Here is a 25,844-nt window from a genome sequence, read left to right as displayed (position 1 = left end):
AGGAGGATAAAAAATGGAAGAACAGCACTCGATGCCAACTAAGTATGATCCAAGCGCAACCGAAAAAAAATGGTATACGTATTGGCTCAAAGGAAAATTTTTTGAGGCGACAGGTGACCCTGATAAACAACCTTACTCGATTGTCATCCCGCCCCCAAATGTAACAGGAAAACTTCATCTAGGGCATGCTTGGGATGCGACCATTCAAGATATCCTAGCACGGACGAAGCGGATGCAAGGGTACGACACGCTGTGGCTGCCTGGAATGGACCATGCAGGCATTGCTACGCAAGCAAAAGTAGAGGGGAAACTCCGGGAACAAGGCATCTCCAAATACGACCTTGGCCGCGAGGCGTTTTTAGAGAAATCGTGGGAGTGGAAAGACGAATACGCTAAGTTTATACGGGAGCAATGGGCAAAAGTCGGCATTTCCGTTGACTATAGCCGAGAACGGTTTACCCTAGACCAAGGGCTGTCCGATGCGGTAAAAGAAGTGTTTGTCAGTCTATATAACAAAGGGCTTATTTATCGAGGCGAATATATTATTAATTGGGATCCGCAAACAAAAACGGCTCTGTCTGATATTGAAGTCATTTACAAGGACGTCCAAGGGGCGTTTTACCACATGAGCTATCCCCTTAGCGACGGAAGCGGTTCAATCGAAATTGCCACGACACGGCCCGAAACCATGCTAGGTGATACAGCTGTAGCTGTGCATCCTGATGATGAACGGTACCAGCATTTAATTGGAAAAATGGTCAAACTGCCAATTGTAGGAAGAGAGATTCCGATCATTGCCGATGATTATGTAGATCGTGAATTTGGATCTGGCGCTGTCAAGATTACGCCTGCCCACGATCCTAATGATTTTGAAATTGGCAACCGCCATAACTTGCCTCGTGTCCTTGTCATGAATGAAGACGGCACGATGAATGAAAAAGCAGGGAAGTATGAAGGAATGGACCGTTTTGAGTGCCGGAAGCAGATTGTCAAAGATTTGCAAGCACAACAAGTTCTTTTCAAAATTGAAGACCATCTCCATTCTGTCGGCCATTCAGAACGTAGCGGCGCTGTAGTAGAGCCATACTTATCAACACAGTGGTTTGTGAAGATGCGCCCGTTAGCAGAAGAGGCATTGAAGCTTCAAGAACATGCTGATACAAAAGTGACATTTGTGCCGCAACGGTTTGAACAGACATATATACGCTGGATGGAAAACATCCGCGATTGGTGTATTTCGAGACAACTGTGGTGGGGTCACCAAATTCCAGCCTGGTACCATAAAGAAACAAACGAAATTTATGTTGGCAAAGAGCCTCCTCGTGACAGCGAAAACTGGCGTCAAGATGAAGACGTCCTTGATACTTGGTTTAGCTCTGCACTCTGGCCTTTTTCAACAATGGGCTGGCCTGACGAGGAAGCGCCTGACTATAAGCGTTACTACCCGACTAATGTGTTAGTGACAGGCTATGACATTATTGCCTTCTGGGTATCGCGGATGATTTTCCAAGGCAAAGCCTTTACTGGCCAACGGCCATTTAAAGACGTGCTTATTCACGGTCTGATTCGTGATGCGGAAGGAAGGAAGATGAGCAAATCTCTTGGCAATGGCGTCGATCCGCAAGAGGTTATTGACAAGTATGGCGCTGATTCTTTACGTTTCTTCTTGGCAACAGGCAGCACACCTGGAAACGATTTGCGTTTTTACTGGGAAAAAGTTGAGTCGACTTGGAATTTTGGCAATAAAATTTGGAATGCTTCCCGGTTTGCCTTAATGAACATGGATGGTTTCTCTTATAGCGACATCGATATTAACCAAGAAAAGTCAATTGCGGACAAGTGGATTTTAACGCGTTTGCAAGAAACGGTAGAGTCGGTGACTCGATTAATCGATGCTTACGAATTCGGCGAAGCTGGAAGATTACTCTATTCGTTCATTTGGGACGATGTATGTGATTGGTACATTGAGATGGCAAAGCTCGCCCTTTATGGGGAAAATGAGCAAGCAAAACAGGCAACTCGTTCTGTGTTAGCTCATGTCCTTGACCAAACGATGCGGATGCTCCATCCGTTTATGCCATTTATTACGGAAGAAATATGGCAGCATCTTCCTCATGAGGGCGAATCGATTACCGTTGCCAACTGGCCAGTGTACGATCAATCTCTTGTTTTTGAGGAAGCCGTAGAAGACATGGAAGCACTTAAATCGCTCATCCATGCCATCCGGACAACACGCTCGGAACTAAATGTGCCAATGAGCAAACAAATTGAGCTAAAGATCCGTCCGCAAGACGAACAAATGGCGGCACGGCTCCAAAGAGGGGTCGCTTATATTGAGAAATTTGCCAATCCAAGTCTGCTCGATATAGCGGTCGACTTGGCTACACCAGAAAAGGCTATGTCCCATGCACTTTCGGGAATGGAACTATTCTTGCCGTTGGCTGGCATGCTCGACTTAGATAAAGAAGTGGCGCGGTTAGAAAAAGAACTAGATAAGTTAAACAAGGAAGTTGAACGGATTGAGAAAAAGTTAAACAACCAAGGCTTTCTTGCAAAAGCGCCGTCCCATGTCGTAGAAGAGGAAAAAGCCAAACAGCAAGATTACGCAGCGAAGCGGCAAACGGTGATTGAGCGCATCGCTGAACTGAAGGCATAACGCATTTTTTAGCCCAGCGGCCGTTCGCTGGGTTTTTTTCAAACAGACTGATTAGGAAAGCGGGGATGGAAGTGAAAACAGCAGAGGAAGCAGTACAATGGATCCACTCGCTATTGCCTTTTGGCATAAAGCCAGGATTAAAGCGAATGGAATGGATGCTTGAAGCGTTAGGCCACCCAGAACAAAGGCTGACGGCCGTCCATGTCGCCGGCACCAACGGAAAAGGTTCGACTGTCAGTTTTTTACGTCACATCCTTACAGCGGGCGGCTTTTCAGTCGGCACGTTTACATCGCCCTACATTGAGCAGTTTTCAGAGCGCATTTCGGTGAACGGTGTGCCCATTTCCGATCGTGATTTGCTTCAAGCTGCCCAGCGCCTAAAGCCGGTTGTCGAGGAAGTGGCACAGTCTGACCTTGGGTCGCCAACAGAGTTTGAAGTGCTGACGGCGATGATGTTTTACCACTTTGCCGAAGTCGCTAAACCGGACATTTGTTTAATTGAAGTCGGCCTAGGTGGCAGACTCGATTCCACCAATGTAGTGACGCCTGTTTTATCTATTATTACCATGATTGGTCACGACCATATGCACATTCTCGGCCATACTCTGGCGGAAATTGCCTATGAAAAAGCGGGCATTATTAAGCCAGGCATTCCGGTTATTTCCGGTGTCGAAGGGGAAGAAGCGTATACAGTTATTTCCGAGACAGCTCGCCAAATAGGAAGTCCCTTGCACCAGTTAAATGAAACGTTTTTGGTTGAGAGCCTCCAAGGACGAACGTTTACATACAAAGAGGAAAAGGACGAGGAAGCCGTTCGTTATCATGCTGGGCTCTACGGGGCACACCAACATAAAAATGCCGCGCTTGCCCTTAAAGCTGTTTCGTTGCTCAGCAATTCACTGAAGCGGCAGATCGGGAAGGAAGCCAAGGCAATCGGGATTGCCAACACAAGTTGGCCAGGAAGGTTTGAAATTATCCAAGTGAATCCACCAATCGTCTTAGACGGAGCTCATAATGAAGAAGGCTTTTTAGCCCTAACAGCTGCTTTACAAGAACGTTTTAGCGACAAGAGCATCCATGTATTGCTTGCATCGACAAAAGAAAAAGACATGAACGTGTTGTTAAAGCCGTTTGCAACAAGCGGCCTTGAAGTAGCATTTTCATTCACAAGCTTTGATTTCCACCGTGCTGCGAATGCTGAAGACCTATTCAAACAAGCACCAGTCAAGCGAAAGCAGGTAGCAGCTGATTGGCGAAAAGCGCTCAAAACAATGATGGAAAACCTTGGCGAGCAGGATGTCCTTGTTGTGACAGGGTCCCTTTATTTTATTTCAGAGGTGCGGCAATCGTTGGCTTCTCACAAAGAAGGCATGTGACGTACTTATAATGCAGCAGGCTTTCATTTGCGGCTCGTCTCACATGAGTCAAAAATGGCGATATTCACTAGAAGATTGAAACATTTTTGCAGGAATTAGGCTATTTTCGTCGAAAAACGAAGACGAAAAGGAAGGAGAGGTGAAGATGTCTCTCGTCATATCCTGTTATGCTGCTATTTGTGGAGGGCTAATGGGTTCTTACCTCCATGTAGCGGCAACACGGGTGCCACTGCGCTTAAGTTTTTGGGGACGGTCGCGTTGTGAGGGCTGCCGCCGCGTATTAGGGCCGTCTGAGTTGATTCCGATTGTTTCGTATGTCATCCAATCTGGAAAATGCAAACATTGCCGAATGCCTCTTTCCATCTCCTATCCACTTATCGAAATCGCCAGCGCTGGTTTGTATTTGCTTGCCTGGCTTTTGATAGGTCTTCGCCTTGAATTGGTTGTTTCCATTCTTCTCATCGTTATGCTTCTCTTAGTGTCAATGACTGATTATAGCCGGATGATGATCCCGAATATGGTGTTGTTGTTTTTTGCCATTCCTCTTGTTTTTTTGCGCTTGTGTGTCGTGCCAGTACCGTTTTCGTGGCTTAGCGCAATCAGTACAGCAATGATGCTTCTTATTCTCGTAGCTGCGTGCCTCAATGGAAGCATGGGCGGTGGCGATTTGAAATTATTTGTCGTGCTTGCTATTGTGCTGGGGCCAAAGCTGTTTTTGCCTATGGTCGCTTGTGCTGCTTGTTTGGCTTTATTATTTGTAGGAGCGAAAACGGTAGTAGGAAAGTTTGCACCAAACACGGCAATCCCTTTTGCGCCATTTATCAGTGCCGCAGCATTGCTTGTTTATTTTGCGGCTAGGATTTGACGTTCTAAAAATAGACAAGCCTCATATAGATAAAAGCAGAAAGGGGTGTATAAAAAATGGAAAACAACAAAAAAACGATGTCTTTTCGCTTTGATCACAACGAACCACTGCCGCCCAAAAAGACACCCGCTAAAACGAGTGAACAAGAAGAAAGCCCACCGCTGGAAGTATTGACATGGGATGGGACGCCTTTTCAAAAACCAGAAGAAACGATAAACGAAAGCAGCAGTGAGGATGAATTTTTGCCGAAGCCGGACAAAGTCATTGATTTAAACAGAAAACGGGAAGAACGTGGACAAGAGGAACGTTTTTGGGATGATGGCAACCGTTCAAAGTCGCCAAAGCTGCCTCCAAAAAAACGGAAGCGTCCTACAAACTGGACGGCAAAAGCGTTTCCGTGGAACATAGTCGCTGCTGTTGTATCAGCGATTGTCGTCGGCGTAGGATTAGGGGCTGTCCTCTACCAATTTGTCATTGCAAGCCCTGCTCAAGATCAGACACCACAAGCAGTCTCGGTGGCTGCTAGTGGCCAGGTTGCCTTTCCGACAATGCAAGTGGATGTTGTGCAAGGCGCAGCATTTGACGAGCCAGGCCAAGCGGAGCAAGTCATTCAGTCAACAAAAGCAAAAGGGCTGCCAGCGACATTAATCGGCCAGGAGGAGCCATGGTTTATGTTTGTTGGCGTTGCCGGGGACCGTTCCCGCGCCGAAGAGCTTGGCACGCTTGTGTCAAACGCAGGTCAAGAAGTCTATGTGAAAACGTATACGGTCGAAGGAGGCGTGCCTGAAGCCGGCGGAGAAGCAGCCGCTGCTTGGTTCACTGACGCTTATTCTTTGTACAGCGCTCTCGCAGACTTGTCCTCTAGCCAGTTGTTAGCAACTGATAACTCTCCTTTAAACCAAGAACAGCTGCAGCAGTTGAATACAGCGGTTGCAGAGCTACGTTCCAACCGTGATGGGGCGTTTTCCGAGTTAGGCGAGGAAGCCAAACCATTCGCATTGGCGATGAGTGATGCTCTTTCTGAAGCAACAGCCAATCTTGAATCGTACCAAGAAAACGTGGAAGAACCACTATTATGGGCAACACAGCAAGCACTTTTGCAGGCATTAAGCGATTATGAAAATGCCATCGCTGCGATCAAACATTGAAGAACGCTTTTGAGCGTTCTTTTTAAGATTGTCGATGCCCCCACTTAGACGGATAAAAGACACGCGGTGACATTCTATTCCTTATTATTCTTTCTATACTCGAAGTTTCTGTTTATAATGGTAAACAGGAGGGATGCTTTGATGAAAAGCCGCGTATCTGCAGAGACACTATATGAATTAACAACAGTGACAAGCCCAGCAGTAGCGCCTGATGGCAAGAGTGCTGCAATTGTTGTCACAAAAATGGACAAGCAAAAAAATGACTACATAGCCAATATTTACGGACTGGACATGCAAAAAAGTAGTCACGTTTCTCAATGGACATTTGGGAACGATAAGCATATTTCACCAAAATGGTCCTCAACTGGGGCGCTTGCCTATCTCTCAAACCGGACTGGAAAAATGCAAGTTTATGTAAAACAAGGCATGGCGGAAGCTGAACAGCTGACAGATCTCGAAAATGGCGTTAACGCGTTTTTTTGGTCACCTGACGGGAGCAAAATTGCCTTTGCTGCTTATAAACAGCCTGAAGAAACAGGGACAAGCAATGATTGGCCAAAGCCATTAGTGGTAGAGGCAATGAAATATAAGTCAGACGAAAGAGGTTTGTTTGATGGCAGCTTGAAACAAATTGGCGTAATCGACATTGCCACAAAAAAGTGGAAGTGGGTAACAGACAGCCCTGCTGACGTAAATGTAATTGACTTTTCAGCAAATGGACGCGCTGTCCTTGTAGCTGGCAGCCATAACGAAAACAATGATTTTACTTTTGCTGTCGATGTTTGGTTTATTGACTTGGATACGGGAGCAAAAACGCAAATCACAAAGGAACCAATGGTCGTGCAAAGCGGATCCGTATCACCTGATGGTTCTTATGTCGCTCTCCTAGGCCATGAGAGAGAATACAAAAACGCGACATTGACGAAGCTATATGTTTATGATTGCCAAAAGCAAGAAATCCGTTTGCTTTCCAGCCAACTGGATGCCTCGATTGGCGACGTTGCAATTGGGGATTTTTTACAGAATATTGGATCAAATGGGCTGAAATGGGGAGAAGATGGTCAGTCCATTTATGCGCTTGTTTCAAAAGAAGGCGATGTAAATGTTTGGTCGTTTCGCCTCGATGGCACAGTGAATCAGGTCACGCATGAAAAGCGTCACATAAATGGATTTGATTTTCAAAAAGGGCAAGCGATTGTGACGATAAGCGACGTCAAACAGCTTAGCGAGGCTTACCGACTTGATCTTGCTACTGGGACGCTTCATGAACATACGTCATTCAATGACCAACCGCGGCGTACGTATGAGTTTAGCGAGCTAGAAGAAATTTGTTATAAACGGGAAGATGGCAGTTTTGTCGCAGGTTGGCTAATGAAGCCGATTGGGTTTGAAGAAGGAAAAACGTATCCGCTTGTTTTAGAAGTACATGGCGGTCCCCATGCGATGTATGCCCGTACGTATTTTCATGAATTTCAACTATTATGCGCGAAAGGGTTTGGCGTGTTGTTTACCAATCCCCGTGGTGGCCTTGGGTACGGGCAAGCGTTTGCTGATGCGGTCCGTGGCGATTATGGCGGAGGGGACTTCCAAGATTTAATGGATGTCCTTGATTTTGCAATTGGCCAACATAACTGGATTGACCAGGAGCGCATCGGTCTGACTGGGGGAAGTTACGGTGGCTTTATGACAAATTGGGCTGTTGGCCATACGAATCGGTTCAAAGCGGCTGTTACGCAACGCTCGATATCCAATTGGATTAGTTTTTATGGCGTAAGCGATATTGGCTACTATTTTTCAGAGTGGCAAATAAAAGCAGACTTGCATGATATCGAAACACTGTGGGCCCATTCGCCACTCAAATACGTTGAAAACGTGGAAACGCCATTGCTTATTTTGCACGGTGAAAAAGACTATCGCTGTCCGATTGAACAAGCAGAGCAATTGTTTATTGCGTTGAAAAAGCATGGGAAAGAGACTGTATTTATCCGTTTCCCGGAAGCTAATCATGAACTGTCAAGAAGTGGTAAGCCGAATTTGCGGATTGAACGTCTCAATGCGATAGCAGATTGGTTTTCCAAGCGGTTATGACACGTTATAGGCTAAGTGTTTATATTTGAAAGCAGTAGCGATCGATGCCGCTCGCCACTATGTTTCCTTATTTGCGAGCGGTTCGATTTACTGAAGGAGAACCTATTTTAGCTACGGTGAAAAATCGTCCCTCATAAGGCGGACGCCAAGTTTGGCACTCTTATACGCTGCCTTCATGTATATTCTCTCTAAAAAACAGTCTTGTTTTTCCAGTACACGATTTGGTAAACTAACGAAGAACCTGTACACTAGATAAAAACGATGTAGAGGTGACTTCATGAATACCTTTCTATTAGCCTCAAGTTCCCCGAGGCGCAGCGAGTTTTTAAAGCAATGCCACTATCAATTTTTTACCCAACCAAGCAATGTAGAGGAAACATTTGACCCAACATGGGAGAATGACACCATTGTAAAAGAGCTAGCGAGGCGAAAGGCGGCTTCAGTCGCAGCTAATCATCCGAATGCCGTCGTTCTTGGCGCTGACACAATTGTTGTCCATAATGGCAAGCATTTAGGCAAGCCGGCGAATGTGGCAGAAGCAAAAACGATGCTCATGGCATTGTCGAATAGCACCCATACCGTTTATACAGGTGTTGCCATCCTACATGGAAATAAAGAACATGTTTTTTCTGATGCAGCCAAAGTGACGTTTGACGAACTGACACCAGAGCGGTTAGAACGCTATTTGCAATCAGGTGATTCGCTTGATAAAGCTGGAGCATATGGAATTCAAAGCTTTGGCGCCATTTTTGTCTCGCGAATAGAAGGAGATTTTTATACAGTAGCGGGGCTACCTCTTTCAAAAACAGCAAAAGCATTGGAAAAATTTCATATCTATCCGAATATCGGTTAAAAGGGGTTGGATGATGACGTTGCTTATACGCGATGTACCACAAACAGAGCGCCCCCGGGAACGGTTTATCCGTGAAGGGGCCAAAGCATTGTCAAATCAAGAGATTGTCGCGATTTTGCTTCGAACAGGCACGAAGCAAAGCTCGGCGCTACATGTAGCGTCTACGTTATTGAGCCAGTTTCCGACGTTGGCGATGTTCAGTGAAGCGCCGTTAGAAGAAATTCAAAAAGTACCAGGTATTGGGATGGCTAAAGCAATTGAATTGTCTGCTGCGATTGAACTAGGCAGGAGAATTCAGAGAGAAACCAAGCTTGTGAGGCCCGTAATTTCCTCGCCTGAAGATGCCGCAGAGCTCGTTTCAGAAGATATGCGCGGCCTACAACAAGAACACTTTGTAGCATTGTATTTAAATACAAAAAATCATGTGATAAAGCAAAAAACACTCTTTATTGGCAGCCTCAATGCGAGCATTGTCCATCCGCGGGAGGTATTTAAAGAAGCCCTTCAATCATCCTCTGCCTCTGTCATTTGCCTCCATAATCACCCTAGCGGAGACCCAAGTCCAAGCCCGGAAGACATCAGTGTTACCAAGCGTTTGCGTCAAGCTGGAGCCATTCTCGGAATTGAATTGCTCGACCATATTATTGTTGGTGATGGTTGTTTTATTAGCCTAAAAGAACGTGGTTTTTTCGCAACAATTTCGTGAGTTTCAGACTTTGGACAGATTTTTATGCCTGGGGAACTTTAAGGCTATTTTTTTTTGCAGTTATTCGATATAATAATGGGTATGATTTCATATTATGACAAGCGATGTTTCACACTATGAATACAAAAAACAAAAGACACGAACCTACGTGTAATAAAGGGAGGCTTTCTGTTTGATCATTAGGGGTAGCAGCCAGCGTAATAGCGGCTGTATTTTGGTCGGACAGTACATATAAAATGTTTGGTAGCAAAGATATTGGAATCGATTTAGGAACAGCAAATACACTCGTTTATACAAAAGGAAAAGGAATTGTGCTACGCGAACCATCGGTAGTCGCGCTAAGAACCGATACCAATTCGATTCAAGCAGTCGGAAATGACGCTAAAAACATGATTGGCCGTACGCCAGGGAACATCGTTGCCGTCCGTCCGATGAAAGACGGCGTAATTGCAGATTTTGACACGACGGCGACAATGTTAAAATACTTTATCCAACAGGCAATGAAGAACAGCTCGATGTTTAGTAAAAAACCGGCTGTCATGGTATGTGTGCCTTCAGGCATTACTGCTGTCGAAAAACGGGCGGTTGAAGATGCGACAAAACAAGCAGGGGCTAAAGAAGCCTATACGCTGGAGGAGCCATTTGCGGCTGCGATTGGCGCCAATCTTCCTGTCTGGGAACCAACAGGAAGCATGGTAGTTGATATTGGCGGTGGCACGACGGAAGTCGCGATCATTTCTTTAGGAGGAATTGTCACGAGCCAGTCAATCCGTGTCGCTGGCGATGAAATGGACGATGCCATTATTCAATATGTGAAAAAGACATACAACTTATTGATTGGCGAGCGGACTGCTGAAACGTTAAAGTTGGAAATTGGTTCGGCCAGTTCCGACGACGAGCAAAATGGTGAGATGGATATACGTGGCCGTGATTTGTTGACTGGGCTGCCGAAAACCATTACGGTGACAGCCGAAGAAATATCCAATGCACTGGCGGATACAGTGGCAACAATTATTGACGGAGTAAAAAGCACGCTTGAGCAATCGCCGCCTGAGCTTGCTGCTGATATTATGGACCGTGGCATTGTTTTAACTGGTGGAGGGGCGCTGTTGCGCAACTTGGACAAAGTCCTTAGTGAGGAAACGAATATGCCGGTCATTGTCGCTGAAGAACCTCTTGACTGCGTGGCCATTGGCACAGGAAAAGCGTTGGAAAACATTCACTTGTTCCGGGGCAAGTCAAGTAGCCAAACAAGATCGGACTGGAAGTAAGGGTGTAAGGGATGAGGTCTTTTTTCTCCAATAAAAAGCTTATCGTCTTACTGGTGAGCATTATCATTCTAGTGGCGTTAATTGGATTCTCGATGAATCGGGATCGGGATTTGTCAGAGCCGGAACAAATTATGCGCGATGCAATCGGGTGGGTGCAAAATGTCTTTGCCCGGCCCGCCCATTTTGTTGGCGACATCTATGAAAACATTCAGGAAATCTTTGACGTCTATAATGAAAACCAACTTTTGCGGGCCCGGCTTGAAGAGTATACGCAAATCTCGGTGGAACGGGACCTCCTAAAAGAAGAAAATGCCCGTTTAGTCGATATGCTGGGGATTGACGAAACGCTAAACGATTATGATCAAATCTCTGCGGTTGTCATTAACCGTTCTCCAGACGCTTGGGAACAATACGTTGGTTTAAACCGCGGGCAAACTGACGAAGTCACTGCCGACATGGCCGTCGTTGATTCCCGAGGTGGATTAATCGGCAAAGTAAGCCGGACGAGCAAGTTTACATCCTACGTACAACTGCTCAGCGACAATGATCCGACAAACCGGGTGTCGGCACAAGTAGTGCTTGAGGATGACACGGCTGTCGGCTTCATTGAAGGTTATGATGAAGAAAATGATTTATTGATCATGCGCAAAGTTGACGTGGAAAGCGAAATTGAAGAAGGACAAACCGTAACAACTTCAGGCCTTGGCGATGTCTACCCTGCTGGTTTGTTGATAGGAGAAGTCGACCATACGGAAGCAGACGAATATGGTCTTTCTCAAAATGTATACATTCGTCCTACAGCAGATTTTTCAGCACTCGATTATGTGTTCATCGTCCAGCGTCATCTACCTTCTATGGATGAAGAGCTGCTTGAAGAAGGTGAGGCGGAATGAGCAGAACGTACTTTTCGCTCGTTCTTCTCTTTTTACTCGTTGTAGAGGGCTCTTTGTTGCCTAATTTGCTTCTCAATTATACAGGCTCTGACCAAATTGTCGTTCCTCGCTTCGCGCTTATCGTTATTGTGCTGATTGGCCTTTATTCTGGCAAGCAGGTAGGGATGTTGTACGGGCTTGCATTTGGGCTAATCTTTGATGTCGTTTATACAAACTATCTTGGCATCTATACGTTTGGCTTTGCTTGCCTCGGCTATGCGCTTGCGGTTCCTTTAAAAGCTGTAAAGGAATCGGCGCTTTGGGCTGTCGTGCTCGCTATTGTTGCTGTTTTTGCGTTTGAATACTACCAATATGGCCTATTTTATGTTTTGGGCGTAACAGAAATGCAAGGAAGCACCTTTTTTATGGACCGGCTTTTGCCAACACTTGTGTTAAACAGCGCTTTTGCGATCCTCATTGTTCTCCCTGTGCGTAAACTCGCTGCCCATGTCTTAGAGCAAGCGCGCATTCGCCAGCGCTAAAGCAGGAGTTTGGCGGATCGTGTGGAACTAGTCTTGATAGAAACGAAACGACAAAGAGATAGGTACCGAGGTGATAATGGATGACACGTGGAAAATCATTCGTCACCATCAAAGGCACAAAGGATGGGTTGACGTTTCTTTTAGATGACCGCTGTTCTTTTGATGAATTAATAAAAGAGCTTACAGACAAACTATCGGCCAATTACTACAAAAGTGGCGAAGAAGAACGGCCGGTTTACGTTAAAATGGATTTGGGCAACCGATATTTAAATGAAGAAGATAAAGCGCAGCTAGAAGCGGTTGTCACAGAAGGCCGTAATATGCGGATTGAGCATTATGACTCTGGCGTCATTTCTTGGGAAGAAGCACAATTGATGAAGGAGCATGCGCAAACAACGACTTTAACGAGAATGATTCGTTCTGGACAAGTCGTCCATGTCAAAGGAAATGTCTTACTTGTCGGCGACATTAATCCCGGTGGGCTTCTGACGGCTACAGGGAGCATTTATGTAATGGGCGCTTTAAAAGGGCGTGCTCATGCCGGGTTTGAAGGCAAACGAGATGCCCGCATTTGTGCGGCAATGATGGCGCCTGCTGGGTTACAAATTGCAGACGAATCGCTGTATTTTGTCGATAAAGACGAGGCTGTAGAGGATCATATGAAAGCAGCTTTTCTAGATGAGGTGAACGGTAGCATTCGCATTGAACGAGTGCAGCGGCTTTTGGATGTGGCAGCGGAAATCAACAAAGAAGCCGTTTCCTAGATTGACAAAAGAAAAAGGGGGATGAGAGCGTGGGTGAAGCGATCGTTGTAACAAGCGGCAAGGGCGGAGTCGGCAAAACGACAACCTCAGCGAATATTGGAACGGCGCTTGCGCTATCAGGCAAAAAGGTATGCTTAATCGACGCAGACATTGGCCTGAGGAATCTTGACGTTGTGATGGGACTGGAAAATCGGATTATCTATGACTTGGTAGATGTAGTGGAGGGCCGCTGCAAATTAAAGCAGGCGCTTATCAAAGACAAGCGGTTCGACCATTTGTACTTGTTACCTGCGGCACAGACGAAAGATAAAACCGATGTGTTGCCGGAGCAGTTAAAAAGCCTGGTCAACGAATTAAAAGAAGACTATGATTATGTTATTATCGATTGTCCAGCGGGAATCGAGCATGGTTTCCGCAATGCAGTTGCCGGTGCTGATAAAGCAATTGTCGTCACGACACCGGAAGTGTCTGCTGTCCGCGATGCTGATCGGATTATTGGGTTGCTTGAACAAGAAAATATTGAGCGCCCACGGCTAATTGTGAACCGTATTCGCAATCATTTGGTAAAAAATGGTGAAATGCTAGATGTAGATGAAATTACCTCTATTCTTGCTATTGATTTACTTGGCATTGTTGTCGATGATGACCAGGTCATTAAACATTCGAATAAAGGCGAGCCCATTGCCCTACATACATCGAGTAAAGCGTCAATTGCTTACCGCAACATTGGAAGAAGAATTTTGGGGGAAACAGTCCCATTAATGGCGATTGAGGAAAGCAATACGATGTTTTCAAAAATAAAACGGCTGTTTGGAGTCCGTTAAAAGAATCTGCCTTTGTGCAGGTTCTTTTTTTCATGTGTACGGCCATGTTTAATTGAAAAACAGGCAGGGTATGACACAAGTAGACGCTGTTAGAGAAAGGATGAATGGACAAATGGGTAAGAAAGTCGCTGTACTTATTACGGATCTCTTTGAAGATGTAGAATACACGGATCCGAAAGAATCGTTAACGGAAGCAGGCCATGAGTTGGTCACAATTGAAAAAGAAGCAGGCAAAACGGTGACAGGTAAGCAAGGCAATGCAAAAGTAACAATTGACAAAAGCATTGACGATGTTCATGTGGACGACTTTGACGCGTTGTTGCTTCCTGGAGGCTTCTCGCCAGACCAACTTCGGGCGGATGACCGCTTTGTCGAATTTACGAAAGCATTCGCTCAGGCGGGCAAACCAATTATGGCGATTTGCCACGGCCCACAACTTTTAATCAATGCGGATGTCTTGAAAGGACGGACTGTGACAGGGGTCAAACCGATTGTACCTGATCTAAAAAATGCCGGTGCGATATTTAAAGATGAAGAAGTCGTTGTCTGCAACAATAATTTGGTAACAAGTCGGACGCCTGATGATTTGCCAGCTTTCAACCGTGAATCGTTAAACGTGTTGGCAGATTAAAGCTACCAAAAAAGCGAACCGTTTCCATATACGGTTCGCTTTGTTTATGTACGTTTTCTTGAAAGGTAACAAGGACCTAGAACAATGCTTTGAGAAATGGATTTGCAAGAGTCAAATACCGCAAGCGCTGTAACCGTGGCAGCCATGAGGGCTTCCGAATCGACAGTTGCAGCATGCCGCGCTTTTACTTCCGCTTCAATCAGCAACTCCCAAACCCCTGATCCAACTTTCCAATCAAAGGAAATGGCTACCGCCGATAACGGCTTAAAATGGCAATATGGCAAAACAGAAGATGTCTTTTTTGCCGCGAGCGTGCCCGCCGCCCGTGCGTTTTCAAGCACGGAAGCCTCGTGCAAGGCGCCTCGTTGCAAACTTTCATAAAGGTCGCGGTTCATTTGCACGCTTGTCTTCGCAATCGCTTGCTGTAATGTTGCATTTGTTTTTGGCAATTCTGTTAGCCCCGTTCGAGCCCCTTCCTGCTTACGCCACATACCAACCCTCTTTTCGCTCCGTTCCTTATTTATCCTTATCATAAGCGAGGCCTTTTAACAAAGTCAAGTTTCCGTTCGTCCATTTGTTAACCTATTATTAAAATGGGTTGACAAAAAGAGTCGATCTCCTTATAGTAAAAGAAAAACGAAAGGGAATCGGAAAGCATGAACTTAAAACAACAAATGGCGATTGCCATGATGGCAGCTTTAACAGGGGTGATGGGAGTGGTTCCCTCTATCCCAATAGGTCCAGTACCAATTACGATCCAGTCGATTGCACCGATGCTTGCTGGTGGCATTTTGGGAGCTAAACGGGGCGCAGCATCAATGATGCTTTTCCTTCTCCTTGTCGCTTGCTCAGTCCCGATTTTATCAGGAGGACGAGGGGGTGTCGGTCATTTATTCGGCCCGACAGGCGGTTATTTATTTGGCTGGATACTCGTTGCGTTTCTAGTCGGTTGTTATGTTACTTACGCTAAGCGCGTAAACGTTTGGAAACTAATGGCCGTCAATATCATCGTCGGAATGTTTATTCTCTATGGATGCGGGGCGTTGTACTTGTCGCAAGTGACAGCCACATCTGTCAGCGAAGCGCTTTTGCTTAATATCGCTTTTATTCCTGGAGATACAGCAAAAGCAGTATTGGCTGCTTTCATTGCTGTCCGTGTCCGTCATGCCTTAGGGGAAGGAACTACAGAAAAGGTTATGGCAGAAAAAAGGAGCGCCTAAAAAAGCTCACGCACCGTTTCTACGTGCGTGAGCTTTTTTTATGAACGGTGTTGCGTGTATTGGCTTTGTTTGGTGATCCGTTCGATGTTGTCGATTTCTGTCTGTAACATTGGCTTTTCCTTGCAAGAGCGGGCATTTTGTCTTAGCTGCTCTATAGAGCTGGCACCAGCTACAACTGCTGCTACTGGCGGATGGGCCAAACAATAATCGAAAGCCACTTTTGTCAAAGAGTATGTTTTTCCGTAAGTTTGCATAAGGACGTCGCGCAATTGTTCAATTTCTTTGACTGAGTAATCCAAATAACCATCAGAAGCAGCAGCAACCGTATGTAAGGGGCGTTCGCTTAAAATCCCTTTTGCTACTGGGCCACGGGCAACGACGCTAATGCCATTTTCCTGTAAATACGGAAACCATTCTTCTGGTCGCCTGTCTAAAATGCTGTATTGCATCATAATCGACACAATGGAAGACTGCTCAACATATGTGCGGATCACATTGGGGCGAATCGAGGAAATGCCGTATTCGCGAATAAGCCCTTCCTGTTTTAGTTCCTCAAATGCTTCAATGGTTTCATCGATTGGATCATCGATGGTTCCGCCGTGTAGTTGGTACAAGTCGATGTAATCTGTTTGCAGCCGTTGCAAGCTCGCTTTTGCTGCTTCCTTAATATATTGTTTCGAAGGATCCCACTCCCAGCCTTGTTTGCCCTTTTCAAAACGATTGCCAGCCTTTGTAGCTATAATAAAGTCGGGGCGTTTTCCTTTTAATGCTGTGCCAATTATTTTTTCATTCTCCCCATAATCGTACAAATCGGCCGTATCAATATAATTGACCCCAAAGTCTGCCGCCTCAGCGATTATTTCGGTTGCACGGCGTTTATCTGTCCCTAGCGACATCGCTCCAAGGCCGAGTTCGCTTACGTAGAGCTCCGATTTTCCAAGTTGCCGTTTGTTCATCGTTATCACCCCTACTTTTGTCATTCCCGCTTTTCTTTATTATTAACCTGAATACGAGTTAGGGACAAGTCATAAGATGTACAAATCGATGAGAGGGGCCTGTAAAATGGATAGAAGGAAAAAAATCCAAAAAAAGATCGCCGCTAGAAGGCAAGCTGCTCCAAAACGAAACATTGCCTTAAATGAGGCGCCGCTTTCTCCTGAAAAAGGTGATGATTTGCTGTCACAAAAGCGCCAGTCAGGAATACGCCGTTTTATTATGCAATTGGCCATCTCCGGATGCTTGTTTTTTACGATCGGCATTATTTATCAATCAGGCAATGAGCGCGTACAGCCTGTGCAAGCATTTGTTGAACAAACATTTGACCAGCATTTTCAATTTGCTGCTGTTTCTGCTTTTTTTGAAAAGCATTTAGGGTCGCCCCTTCATTTGCTTCCAGAGCAACGTGCCTCTGAAGAAGAAAAGGAACCACTTGATTACGCTTTTCCTGCATCAGGTGTTATTCGCGAAAGCTTTGATAAAGACGGCAAAGGCATTTTGCTTGAAACAGGACTAGGCGAAGAAGTAAAGGCAGTTAAAGGAGGCCATGTGATTCGTGTGACGACAAGCAAAGAATCTGAATTGGGCAATCTGATTGAACTTCAACATCCTGATGGCACATCCTCGATATACGGTATGCTTGATGATGTTTCTGTCCATCCATATGATATTTTAGAAAGCGGAGCGGTGCTGGGAACTGTATCATCTGATGAAAATCAGGCAGGCATCTTTTACTTTGCCATTCGGCAAGGAGATGACTATATTGATCCCAGCGAAGTGATGAATTTTGATTGAACTTATTAAAAGAGTTCGCGTACATCCCCTATTTTGGCTCGTCATTGCTGCTGGCATCATCACTGGTCATTTTAAAGAAGTATTGATGGTGTTCGTCATTGTATTTGTCCATGAAATGGGGCATTCAGTAGCGGCCTATATGCTTAAGTGGGATATTAAAAAAATAGAGCTTCTTCCCTTTGGCGGCGCTGCGCAAGTGGAAGAAAACGGAACGAAACCAATTAAAGAGGAACTGGCCATTGTTTTGGCAGGACCGCTGCAGCACTTATGGTTATGGGCATTGTCTTTTGCCTTGGTTGGGCAGCCTTTTTGGTCTGAGAGCGACCATGAACTGTTTGTGGCTCATAACGCCGCGATTGTCTTGTTTAATTTGTTGCCTATTTATCCACTGGATGGCGGAAGGATGGTGCAACTTGCTTGTTTAGCTGTTTGGCCGTACAAGCGGGCGATGGCAGCTAGCCTTGGGATTTCGGTTGGATTCTTGGCCGTAGCCCTGTCAATGATGCTGTTTTTGCCCTTTCATCTTAATTTGTTTGTGGTTCTTTCTTTCTTGGCACTAACGAATGGATTGGAATTCAAGCAGCGAAACTATCGATTTATGCGGTTTTTAATGGCGAAACAAACAGATCGTGCGATGAAATCTATACATGCCAGAGTTTCTGGGCAGCTGCCCATTCGTGATGCTCTGGCGCTTTTACGGAGGGGCCAAGTGCAGCTGTTTGTAATAGAAGATGGCGGCACACGGTACACAATAGCAGAGAAAGAGCTTTTGCAAGCTTATTTTGCGGAAGCGAAACTTCATGCGCCAGTAAGGACATTAGTGCCTCCAGCTGTGTAACAATTGTATCTCCTTTTGGCTTCGCGTAAAATAAGATACAAGCCAAAAAGGAGCGTAAACATGGAGCAATCGATTGTCATTACGAAAGGAATCAATAAACGCGAAGCCGTCCTTTTGGAAAACAACGAGGTGGTTGAATGGTTTTTTGAAAGCAATGACCGCCCCCAAATGGTTGGCAGCGTGTTTTTAGGCAAAGTGGAAAGAGTCCTTCCTGGCATGGAGGCAGCTTTTGTCGATATTGGCACGGGCAAGAACGGGTTTTTGCACCGTGACGAGCTTCTCGCTTTTCATCTTGACCCGAGTGACTTAACGGAAAAGCAAACAAAAAGCATCTCCCAGTTTGTATCGCCAGGCGATACAATTGCCGTACAAGTGACGAAAGAAGGGACGAATGAGAAAGGGCCTCGTTTGTCAGGCGTTGTGTCTATCCCGGGAAAATATGTTGTTTATATGCCAGAAGGCGCGTATGTCGCCGTATCACGGCGCATTGAATCAGAATATGTCCGGGCTTCGCTACACACTGCTTTAGAAAACAAGCTTCAGCACAATGAAGGGGCGATTGTCCGGACTGCTGCTGCAAATGCGCCGATTGAAGAGGTAGAGCGTGACTTGGTGTTTTTGCGGACACTGTGGCAAAAAACGCTCCGTCATCAAGAGCAGGCGCCAGCGCTTATTTACCGAGCAGCTACTTTAGTGGAGACGTTGCTATTAGGCTATCTCAATGAGCAAGTCACAGAAGTGGTCGTCGATGACATTGATGATTACCGCCTTATGAAGCAACTAGTTCAAACAGACGATAAAGACAAGGTTAAACTGTACGCGCACAAAGGTTCTTCGTTCCAGTCAGCACGAATTAGCGCCCAATTAGCTAAAGCGCAAAAGCGTCGAATTTGGCTAAAAAACGGTGCGTTTCTCGTCATTGACGAAACGGAGGCGATGACTGTTATTGATGTCAATACAGGCAAGTTTACCGGCAAATTTGCGCAAAGCGAGACCGTACTCGCTGTCAACAAACTGGCAGCGGTAGAAGCGGCGAAGCAAATTCGCCTCCGCAACTGCAGCGGCATCATTGTGATCGATTTTATTGACATGCAGAGTGACTCAGACCGCTTAGCTGTCCAGCAGACTATGGAACGGGCCCTAAAAAAAGACAGGGTCAAAACAAGTGTCCGTGGTTTTACAAAACTAGGCTTGCTTGAAATGACACGGAAGAAAACACGCCTATCGATGGCAAAAACAGTAACTGTTGAGTGTAAGGCTTGTGCAGGCACAGGCGCTGTGCTTGCAGGCCATGGCCACGCTTTTATGCTTGAACGGCTCATATTGGAGGAGCAAGCGGAAGCGCTCGTTGTCGCCGTAACAGCTGAACTGCGGTCGCTTTTAGTCGGGGGTGGCGACCTGTATAAGGAGCGGCTTGAGTCATTGGCCGGCGTAACGTTGTTTCTCGTAACAGATAACTCATTGCCACAGGCCAAGCCTTACTCGATCGATTTTGCTGGATCTTATGAAGAAGCACAGAAACGCTTTGACACCATGGCACAAGCAATTGACTAGGAAAGTCATTTATGCTATGATGAAACTTGTTGGTGATTTGGAGAAGCACCCAATGAACTTACAACCGCGCAGATTAGGCGTTAAAATGGCATGTCCTGCCTATGATGGCGAGTCTGATGTTATGAGGAGGTGCAAACAGTGTACGCAATTATTGAGACTGGCGGAAAGCAAATTAAAGTAGAAGAAGGCCAAGAAATCTACGTTGAAAAATTAGACGCAGAGGCTGGCGAAGAAGTAAGCTTTGACAAAGTTCTTTTTGTAGGAGGGGAATCGGCGAAAGTCGGCGCTCCGTTTGTAGAAGGTGCATCTGTTACGGGAACGGTTGAAAAACACGGTCGTAACAAAAAAATCATCGTCTATAAAATGAAAGCGAAAAAGAACTATCGTCGCAAGCAAGGCCATCGCCAACCTTACACAAAAGTTGTGATCGGAAAAATTAACGGTTAATCCCGATGATTTATGTTCGCATGCAACATAATGAGCATGACGATATCATCGCTTTTACGATGAGCGGACATGCAGAAGCTGGCCCTTACGGCCAAGACATCGTCTGTGCCGGCGCATCCGCTGTTTCTATCGGAACGGTCAATGCTGTCCAGTCCTTATGTGGAGTTGATCTTGTTGTCAGCTCAAAAGGAGAAGGTGGCTATCTTGACTGCGCTGTTCCTGAGGGGCTCGATGTACGGACATATGAAGATGTGCAGCTGTTGTTAAAAGGGATGGAATTATCATTTTTGTCAATGGCTGATGCGTATCAAACGTTTATTACGGTTGAAATAGACAGGAGGTGATTTCCATGTTGAAAATGGACCTTCAATTTTTCGCTTCGAAAAAAGGGGTAGGTAGCACAAAGAACGGCCGTGACTCCCACTCAAAACGCCTGGGTGCAAAACGTGCAGACGGGCAAGCGGTAACGGGCGGTTCTATCCTCGTACGCCAACGCGGCACACGCGTATATCCTGGTGAGAATGTCGGCAAAGGTGGCGACGACACATTGTTCGCTAAAATTGACGGCGTTGTGAAATATGAGCGTGTCGGCCGTGACCGCAAAAAAGTAAGTGTATACCCAGCATAAAGCTAATAAAAAACAGTTCTTTTTCATAAAGAGCTGTTTTTTTAATTGGTTCTATGTGAAAAAATGATTAAAAAGTACTATTATTTTTAGCAGCTTTTGGAATAGATTTCCGTCTTAACACTAATTTTTCCTATTAGGCTATTAAAAGCGAAAAAGATGAAGTAAACTAGATTTATACGCATAAAAAGGAAGAAATAGGAACTGCTTAAGAAGGAGACGTGAAGAATGAAATCAACAGGTATCGTACGCAAACTGGACCAACTAGGTCGAATTGTTATCCCGAAAGAGCTTCGCAGCATGCTGAATATTGAAATTAAAACCCCGCTTGCGATACTAATTGATGGCGACCAAATCGTTTTAGAAAAATACCAGCCATACAAAGCATGTATGGTTACAGGCGAAAGTTCTGATGAAAATTTAACACTTGCAAACGGAAATATTGTTTTAAGCAAAGAAGGAGCAGAGCAAATTATTAAAGAACTGCAACAACAGCTTGAAAGCACCGCAAGCCGCTAAGGTTTCGGTGTTTTTCTATTGCCGAAACATTGTATACTAAAAAGAACTCGTATAGGAAGAGGGGATCGAATGAAAGCGATTATAAACGGGCTCGTATGGACAGGCATTGCGAATCAGCCAGCTGTCCCTGGAACGGTTTTGGTGGAAGGCGCCTGCATAAAAGAAGTCGGCCTTGATGTTGTAGTGCCAGAGGGGGTTGAAAAGATCGACGCGAAAGGGGGCTGGGTGACGCCAGGCTTAATTGACGTACATACCCACTTAGGCGTCCACACACAAGGGCTCGGCCATGATGGCCATGATTTCAATGAAACAACGGCTGCATGCACACCTGAAGTCCGGGCGATCGATGGCGTTAATCCGCTAGACCCAGGTTTTAACGACGCCCGCAACTCTGGGGTTACCACTGTACAAATTTTACCAGGAAGCGCCAATGTGATTGGCGGCGAAACATGCATCTTAAAAACAGCAGGCCGTACTGTTGCTGATATGACCGTTAAAGCCCCTTCTGCGATGAAAGCTGCACTCGGGGAAAACCCAAAGCGTGTCCATGGGGGAAAAGGACGAGCGCCAGTGACGCGTATGGGGGTGGCTGCCGTTTTCAGGCAAGCCTTAATGAACGCCCAAGACTATGCCGAACGAAAGCGTGCTGGAAAATTAGAAAAACGGGATTTAGGAATGGAGCAGCTTGTGCCTGTTATCGAAGGGAAACGGCCGATGCGTGTCCATGCCCATCGTGCAGATGACATAATGACCGTTTTACGGATTGCCGATGAGTTTTCGTTGCGGCTTACAATTGAACATGCGACAGAGGGCCATCTTATTGCTGAAGAGCTAGCGAACAGTGGCGTGCGCTTTACCATTGGTCCAACGTTCTCTTCTCGCTCGAAACAAGAGCTTGCCAACAAAAGTTGGGAGACGATTCAAGTGTTTGCTGAAAAAAATGTGCCTTTTTCGATAACGACAGACCACCCTGTTATTCCGATTGAACATTTGTTAACGACTGCCACTTTTGCATTAAAATACGGGATTAGCGAGCAGCGGATGTTGGAAGCGATTACTGTAAGGGCAGCAGAGCATCTTGATATCGACGACCGTCTTGGCACGATTGAAGCAGGCAAAGATGCGGATCTTGTCATTTGGAGCGGTTCGCCATTGCAAGCGGGTACGGTTGTAAGAGAAACGTTTATAAATGGGGAATCCGTCTATACTAATTAAGTAGACCGATTTAGTGGCTTCTTAAGAAGGAACAAAGCGAAGATGGAAGAAGACAGCTCGGTGAGCGTCTGTGTTGTCTCCATTGCTAAACACGGAGCGGGCGCAGATGCTGGCTTGCGATAAAGAGAAGCTGCTTCGTTAGAAGGAGGAACAAGTCGTGTGTGCCTGTACTGATTTTGAACAAGCGGATATGGACGGCTTGTATAAACGGTTTATGCAAGCTAAAACGGAAGAGGAACGAAAACGTTGCGTGACCGAAATGGCATTGGCTATTGAACAAGCCCGGTTAAAGGAGCAAGGGAAAAGCCATGATTAGCAAACAGTTACAAGAACTAGGGAAAAAGCGAATCGCTCCGTATCCGTGTGAAGGCTTTCTCCTCGGCGGCGGAAACGAGGAGGCTGACGTCTTGTTTGTCGGGGAAGCGCCAGGGCGTGATGAATTACAAACGCACAAGCCTTTTACTGGCAGAGCAGGGGCGAATTTGAATGGTTTTTTAAAAGAAGCGGGCATAAACCGAGAGGACATTTATATTACGAGCGTTGTGAGAAGCCGCCCTTATAAGCATGATGTTAAAAGCAGCAAAAAGCCAATTGAGGAGCGTGGAAACCGAACGCCGACACAAAAGGAAATCATTGCCCACGCTCCCCTTCTCGATGAAATGATCAACCAACTGGACCCGAAGCTCATTGTAACGTTAGGGGCAATTGCCCTTAAACGCCTTGTCGGCCCGGGCCTCAACCTTCAAGATGTTCACGGGAAACCATTTTGTACCCGTTTGCTGCAATTGCCATCGCTTGAATCTAGCAAACTAGTACGAGGAGAGCGGCAACAACATGTTTTTCCGACATTCCATCCGGCTTCTGTCTTTTACAATCCAACATTAGCAACAACGATTACAAACGATATGCGGCAATTGCGGGCCGTGCTCGACTCGTTACATGAACAAGGGTGAAAGAGGTTTTCCCGTCTCATCAGCCCTATTAGGAAGATAAAATTCGACGCTTTTATCGATTGTCTTGAAGGATGGTAGCGACTTTGTAGTCTTCAGGATCAAGAGACATCCGATTGCCAAGCATTTGCTGTGCAAGAAGCATGCCAATATAAGGCCCAGTCGTTAAGCCACTTGAGCCGAGGCCGTTGGCAAACCACACGTCCTCTACGCCAGGAAGCAAGCCGAAGACCGGTTGGAAATGAGGGACGACGGGACGGAACCCGACTCGCGTTTCAAGCCATTCTGCTTTTTGTAACCCTGGGGCAACATTAAGAGCATTGGCCAGTATCGTGTGCATTCCCCCAGCAGTCACGGCTGTATTAAAGCGGGGATAATCCTCATGGGTTGTGCCTGCAACGATGCGGCCGTTCTCAAAAGCAAGCAAATAGGAATTTCCAGGTGGCATGACTACTGGCCATTCATCTGTGTTTGTTTCGAGATGTAAATGGATGATTTGTGCTTTTTGTTCCCGCACGTCCACGGCAATGCCAACGGGAGCGAGCAACTCTTTTGCCCAAGCGCCGCAAGCAACGACCATTTCATCCCCTTGCACTCGTTTTCCGTCAGCATAAACGCTGAGCTTACGGGGTGATTCACGAACAAGCGTTGCTTTTGCAGGAATAAGGGTAGCGCCAAGATTTTGGGCAGCTTGTTGCAGGGCTTTATTTAAGCTAGAGCCGTCGACACGCGCTGCGCCACTCACATGAACGGCACCAAAATCGTTGCTTAGGGGCGGAAAAAGCGTTTGCGTTTCAGAAGGGGACAAAACCGTTAGTTCACCCATTTCTGGTGCATCGGCTTGTTTTTGGCGGGCCCGCTCATAGGCGGCTGCAAGTTCTTTTGAATCTTGATGGAGCCACAATGCGCCCGTTTGCTTATAGCCTGTTTGTTTTTGCCCAAGTGCGGCCAACTGCTTGATCAAGTCTGGGTAGTAAGCGGCGCCTTGTTTAACAAGGCGGTACCATTTTTGGTTGCGGCGTTTTGAAAGCCAGGGGCAAACAATCCCTGCTGCTGCTTGTGTCGCCTTCCCATGATGGTTGTCGTCAATAAGCGTGACAGACGCACCGTTTTTAGCAAGATGGTAGGCTGTGGAACTTCCTAAAATGCCTCCACCAATTACGACAATTTTTTTCATAAACAGGAGTCCCTTCTGTTCGTCAGTAGTCCTTTTTGAGCGTAACGAAAGGGGCAAACGGTGTCAACTGAATGAAGGTCTTTAGTAGATTTTTAACAAAAGGTTCAAGACTGTGCCGTCCATACATAAACTAAAGGAGCAATCTGTGACGGGAGGAAAGCGTGTGAAACAGGTAATCATCGGCATTACATCGTCTATTGCTGAAGAAACGTTGCTCAGCACGACGCTTGCAAATATTTGGTCTGTCAATGATGCGGAAGTGCTTCCAGTCGTGCTTCCAAACATCGCGGATAAAGCTGAGCATTATGCCGACATGGTGGATGGCGTGCTGCTTACAGGTGGAGGGGATATTGACCCAGCGCTATTTGGAGAAGATCCTCATCCGTTGCTTGGGGAAATCACACCGGAACGGGACCAGTTTGAAGTGGCGTTAACGAAAGCGTTGCTGGCGCGAAACAAGCCACTTCTCGCCATTTGCCGGGGCGTACAAATATTGGCAATTGCTGGAGGCGGGGATATGTACCAAGATTTGCCGAGCCAATTTGCGAAGCCGCTCATTCAACATCGCCAACATGCGCCTCGTTCCTATAAAAGCCATCAGATTACAATCGGGCAAGGCACGCGATTGGAAATGCTCGCAAAAGGAAATACCGCTTACGTCAACAGTTACCACCACCAAGCGGTCAGGAAAGTTCCTGCAGGTTTTCAAGCTTCGGCTTGGACAAATGATGGTGTGATTGAGGCGATTGAAAACAGCGCTAGCTATCCTTTTCAAGTCGGCGTCCAGTGGCACCCAGAAACGTTAGTAGACGATGAATTTTCAACCCGTTTGTTTCATGCTTTCATCGCCTCCTGCAAATGACAAAGATTGGCGTGGCTTGTGATTGTCAAGTATAATGAGGCAGTTAAGGG

The 25,844-nt window shown here is 46.1% G+C and carries 28 protein-coding genes and 1 other annotated feature; of the genes, 25 read left to right on the top strand and 3 right to left on the bottom strand.

The features are described from left to right. Positions 1-13 precede the first annotated feature (13 nt). The 13 genes from V5G21_RS01910 to V5G21_RS01850 all read left to right on the top strand — a co-directional run bounded on the left by V5G21_RS01910 (position 14) and on the right by V5G21_RS01850 (position 14,596). Positions 14-2,656 carry a valine--tRNA ligase gene (locus V5G21_RS01910; protein ID WP_035201804.1) on the top strand — a complete coding sequence of 881 codons (2,643 nt, stop codon included), beginning with the start codon at positions 14-16 and terminating at the stop codon, positions 2,654-2,656. Positions 2,657-2,721: 65 nt separating this feature from the next. Beyond that, the gene (locus V5G21_RS01905) at positions 2,722-4,032 is read left to right on the top strand and encodes a folylpolyglutamate synthase/dihydrofolate synthase family protein (protein WP_338465185.1); all 1,311 of its coding nucleotides are present in this window, start codon (positions 2,722-2,724) and stop codon (positions 4,030-4,032) included. A gap of 145 nt (positions 4,033-4,177) precedes the next feature. Then, complete coding sequence (locus V5G21_RS01900; protein ID WP_338465184.1) at positions 4,178-4,897, top strand: prepilin peptidase; 720 nt, start codon at positions 4,178-4,180, stop codon at positions 4,895-4,897. Positions 4,898-4,953: 56 nt separating this feature from the next. Then, positions 4,954-6,045: a hypothetical protein gene (locus V5G21_RS01895; protein ID WP_011247461.1), complete on the top strand. Its 1,092-nt coding sequence runs from the start codon at positions 4,954-4,956 to the stop codon at positions 6,043-6,045. A gap of 141 nt (positions 6,046-6,186) precedes the next feature. Then, positions 6,187-8,133 (top strand): S9 family peptidase, encoded by a 1,947-nt coding sequence (locus tag V5G21_RS01890; protein ID WP_011247460.1) that lies wholly within the window; start codon positions 6,187-6,189, stop codon positions 8,131-8,133. A gap of 277 nt (positions 8,134-8,410) precedes the next feature. Next, on the top strand, positions 8,411-8,986 hold the full coding sequence (locus V5G21_RS01885) for a Maf family protein (protein ID WP_011247459.1): 576 nt from the start codon (positions 8,411-8,413) through the stop codon (positions 8,984-8,986). Positions 8,987-8,999: 13 nt separating this feature from the next. Next, positions 9,000-9,692 carry a RadC family protein gene (gene radC, locus V5G21_RS01880; RefSeq protein WP_011247458.1) on the top strand — a complete coding sequence of 231 codons (693 nt, stop codon included), beginning with the start codon at positions 9,000-9,002 and terminating at the stop codon, positions 9,690-9,692. A gap of 236 nt (positions 9,693-9,928) precedes the next feature. After that, positions 9,929-10,963 carry a rod shape-determining protein gene (locus tag V5G21_RS01875; RefSeq protein WP_011247457.1) on the top strand — a complete coding sequence of 345 codons (1,035 nt, stop codon included), beginning with the start codon at positions 9,929-9,931 and terminating at the stop codon, positions 10,961-10,963. An 11-nt stretch (positions 10,964-10,974) separates the two neighbouring features. After that, on the top strand, positions 10,975-11,856 hold the full coding sequence (gene mreC / locus V5G21_RS01870; RefSeq protein ID WP_011247456.1) for a rod shape-determining protein MreC: 882 nt from the start codon (positions 10,975-10,977) through the stop codon (positions 11,854-11,856). Further along, positions 11,853-12,377, top strand: a complete 525-nt coding sequence (mreD, locus tag V5G21_RS01865; RefSeq protein WP_011247455.1) for a rod shape-determining protein MreD — start codon at positions 11,853-11,855, stop codon at positions 12,375-12,377. Before mreC ends, mreD begins: the two co-directional genes overlap by 4 nt. Before the next feature lie 80 nt (positions 12,378-12,457). Beyond that, a complete protein-coding gene (gene minC, locus V5G21_RS01860) occupies positions 12,458-13,141 on the top strand; it encodes a septum site-determining protein MinC (protein WP_011247454.1) in 684 nt (227 codons plus the stop codon). A 29-nt stretch (positions 13,142-13,170) separates the two neighbouring features. Continuing rightward, positions 13,171-13,965 (top strand): septum site-determining protein MinD, encoded by a 795-nt coding sequence (gene minD, locus V5G21_RS01855; RefSeq protein WP_011247453.1) that lies wholly within the window; start codon positions 13,171-13,173, stop codon positions 13,963-13,965. Between the two features lie 112 nt (positions 13,966-14,077). Beyond that, entirely contained in the window at positions 14,078-14,596 is a 519-nt protein-coding gene (locus tag V5G21_RS01850) for a type 1 glutamine amidotransferase domain-containing protein (RefSeq protein ID WP_011247452.1), read from the top strand. A gap of 44 nt (positions 14,597-14,640) precedes the next feature. Here the strand turns inward: V5G21_RS01850 and V5G21_RS01845 are convergent, their stop codons facing one another. Beyond that, entirely contained in the window at positions 14,641-15,087 is a 447-nt protein-coding gene (locus V5G21_RS01845; RefSeq protein WP_035201929.1) for a cyclic pyranopterin monophosphate synthase MoaC, read from the bottom strand. Between the two features lie 165 nt (positions 15,088-15,252). Between V5G21_RS01845 and V5G21_RS01840 the strand changes: the two genes are divergently transcribed. After that, positions 15,253-15,816 carry a biotin transporter BioY gene (locus V5G21_RS01840; protein ID WP_011247450.1) on the top strand — a complete coding sequence of 188 codons (564 nt, stop codon included), beginning with the start codon at positions 15,253-15,255 and terminating at the stop codon, positions 15,814-15,816. 38 nt (positions 15,817-15,854) lie between these two features. Here V5G21_RS01840 and V5G21_RS01835 read toward each other — a convergent pair whose 3' ends face one another. Next, a complete protein-coding gene (locus V5G21_RS01835; RefSeq protein ID WP_011247449.1) occupies positions 15,855-16,772 on the bottom strand; it encodes an aldo/keto reductase in 918 nt (305 codons plus the stop codon). Between the two features lie 106 nt (positions 16,773-16,878). On the opposite strand from V5G21_RS01835, the gene V5G21_RS01830 reads away from it, so the two are divergent. The 10 genes from V5G21_RS01830 (at position 16,879) to V5G21_RS01785 (ending at position 23,758) form a co-directional block, all read left to right on the top strand. Continuing rightward, a complete protein-coding gene (locus tag V5G21_RS01830; protein ID WP_051881106.1) occupies positions 16,879-17,607 on the top strand; it encodes a M23 family metallopeptidase in 729 nt (242 codons plus the stop codon). After that, positions 17,600-18,445, top strand: coding sequence for a M50 family metallopeptidase (locus tag V5G21_RS01825; protein ID WP_011247447.1), 846 nt, complete (start codon positions 17,600-17,602; stop codon positions 18,443-18,445). Before V5G21_RS01830 ends, V5G21_RS01825 begins: the two co-directional genes overlap by 8 nt. A gap of 60 nt (positions 18,446-18,505) precedes the next feature. Continuing rightward, positions 18,506-19,999 carry an Rne/Rng family ribonuclease gene (locus V5G21_RS01820; protein ID WP_035201796.1) on the top strand — a complete coding sequence of 498 codons (1,494 nt, stop codon included), beginning with the start codon at positions 18,506-18,508 and terminating at the stop codon, positions 19,997-19,999. Between the two features lie 52 nt (positions 20,000-20,051). Continuing rightward, positions 20,052-20,124, top strand: a sequence feature (ribosomal protein L21 leader region). Positions 20,125-20,137: 13 nt separating this feature from the next. Continuing rightward, positions 20,138-20,446 carry a 50S ribosomal protein L21 gene (gene rplU, locus V5G21_RS01815; protein WP_011247445.1) on the top strand — a complete coding sequence of 103 codons (309 nt, stop codon included), beginning with the start codon at positions 20,138-20,140 and terminating at the stop codon, positions 20,444-20,446. A gap of 5 nt (positions 20,447-20,451) precedes the next feature. Then, positions 20,452-20,790: a ribosomal-processing cysteine protease Prp gene (locus V5G21_RS01810; protein ID WP_011247444.1), complete on the top strand. Its 339-nt coding sequence runs from the start codon at positions 20,452-20,454 to the stop codon at positions 20,788-20,790. A gap of 5 nt (positions 20,791-20,795) precedes the next feature. Then, a complete protein-coding gene (gene rpmA, locus V5G21_RS01805; RefSeq protein WP_011247443.1) occupies positions 20,796-21,074 on the top strand; it encodes a 50S ribosomal protein L27 in 279 nt (92 codons plus the stop codon). Positions 21,075-21,299: 225 nt separating this feature from the next. Beyond that, complete coding sequence (locus tag V5G21_RS01800) at positions 21,300-21,590, top strand: AbrB/MazE/SpoVT family DNA-binding domain-containing protein (protein WP_011247442.1); 291 nt, start codon at positions 21,300-21,302, stop codon at positions 21,588-21,590. A 69-nt stretch (positions 21,591-21,659) separates the two neighbouring features. Then, complete coding sequence (locus tag V5G21_RS01795) at positions 21,660-22,805, top strand: amidohydrolase (RefSeq protein WP_035201795.1); 1,146 nt, start codon at positions 21,660-21,662, stop codon at positions 22,803-22,805. Between the two features lie 157 nt (positions 22,806-22,962). Continuing rightward, positions 22,963-23,121, top strand: a complete 159-nt coding sequence (locus V5G21_RS01790; RefSeq protein WP_011247440.1) for a hypothetical protein — start codon at positions 22,963-22,965, stop codon at positions 23,119-23,121. Continuing rightward, positions 23,114-23,758 (top strand): uracil-DNA glycosylase, encoded by a 645-nt coding sequence (locus tag V5G21_RS01785; RefSeq protein WP_035201794.1) that lies wholly within the window; start codon positions 23,114-23,116, stop codon positions 23,756-23,758. Before V5G21_RS01790 ends, V5G21_RS01785 begins: the two co-directional genes overlap by 8 nt. Positions 23,759-23,810: 52 nt before the next feature. Here the strand turns inward: V5G21_RS01785 and V5G21_RS01780 are convergent, their stop codons facing one another. Next, positions 23,811-24,932 (bottom strand): NAD(P)/FAD-dependent oxidoreductase, encoded by a 1,122-nt coding sequence (locus V5G21_RS01780; protein ID WP_011247438.1) that lies wholly within the window; start codon positions 24,930-24,932, stop codon positions 23,811-23,813. A 163-nt stretch (positions 24,933-25,095) separates the two neighbouring features. On the opposite strand from V5G21_RS01780, the gene V5G21_RS01775 reads away from it, so the two are divergent. Then, positions 25,096-25,794 (top strand): gamma-glutamyl-gamma-aminobutyrate hydrolase family protein, encoded by a 699-nt coding sequence (locus tag V5G21_RS01775; protein WP_035201793.1) that lies wholly within the window; start codon positions 25,096-25,098, stop codon positions 25,792-25,794. The last annotated feature ends 50 nt before the right edge of the window (positions 25,795-25,844 follow it).

Origin of the sequence: Shouchella rhizosphaerae (genome assembly GCF_036700015.1) — a bacterium.
GTDB lineage: Bacteria > Bacillota > Bacilli > Bacillales > Bacillaceae_D > Shouchella > Shouchella rhizosphaerae.
The sequence above is the reverse complement of the archived record's forward strand: the minus strand, read 5'-3'. Positions and strand labels throughout refer to the sequence as shown.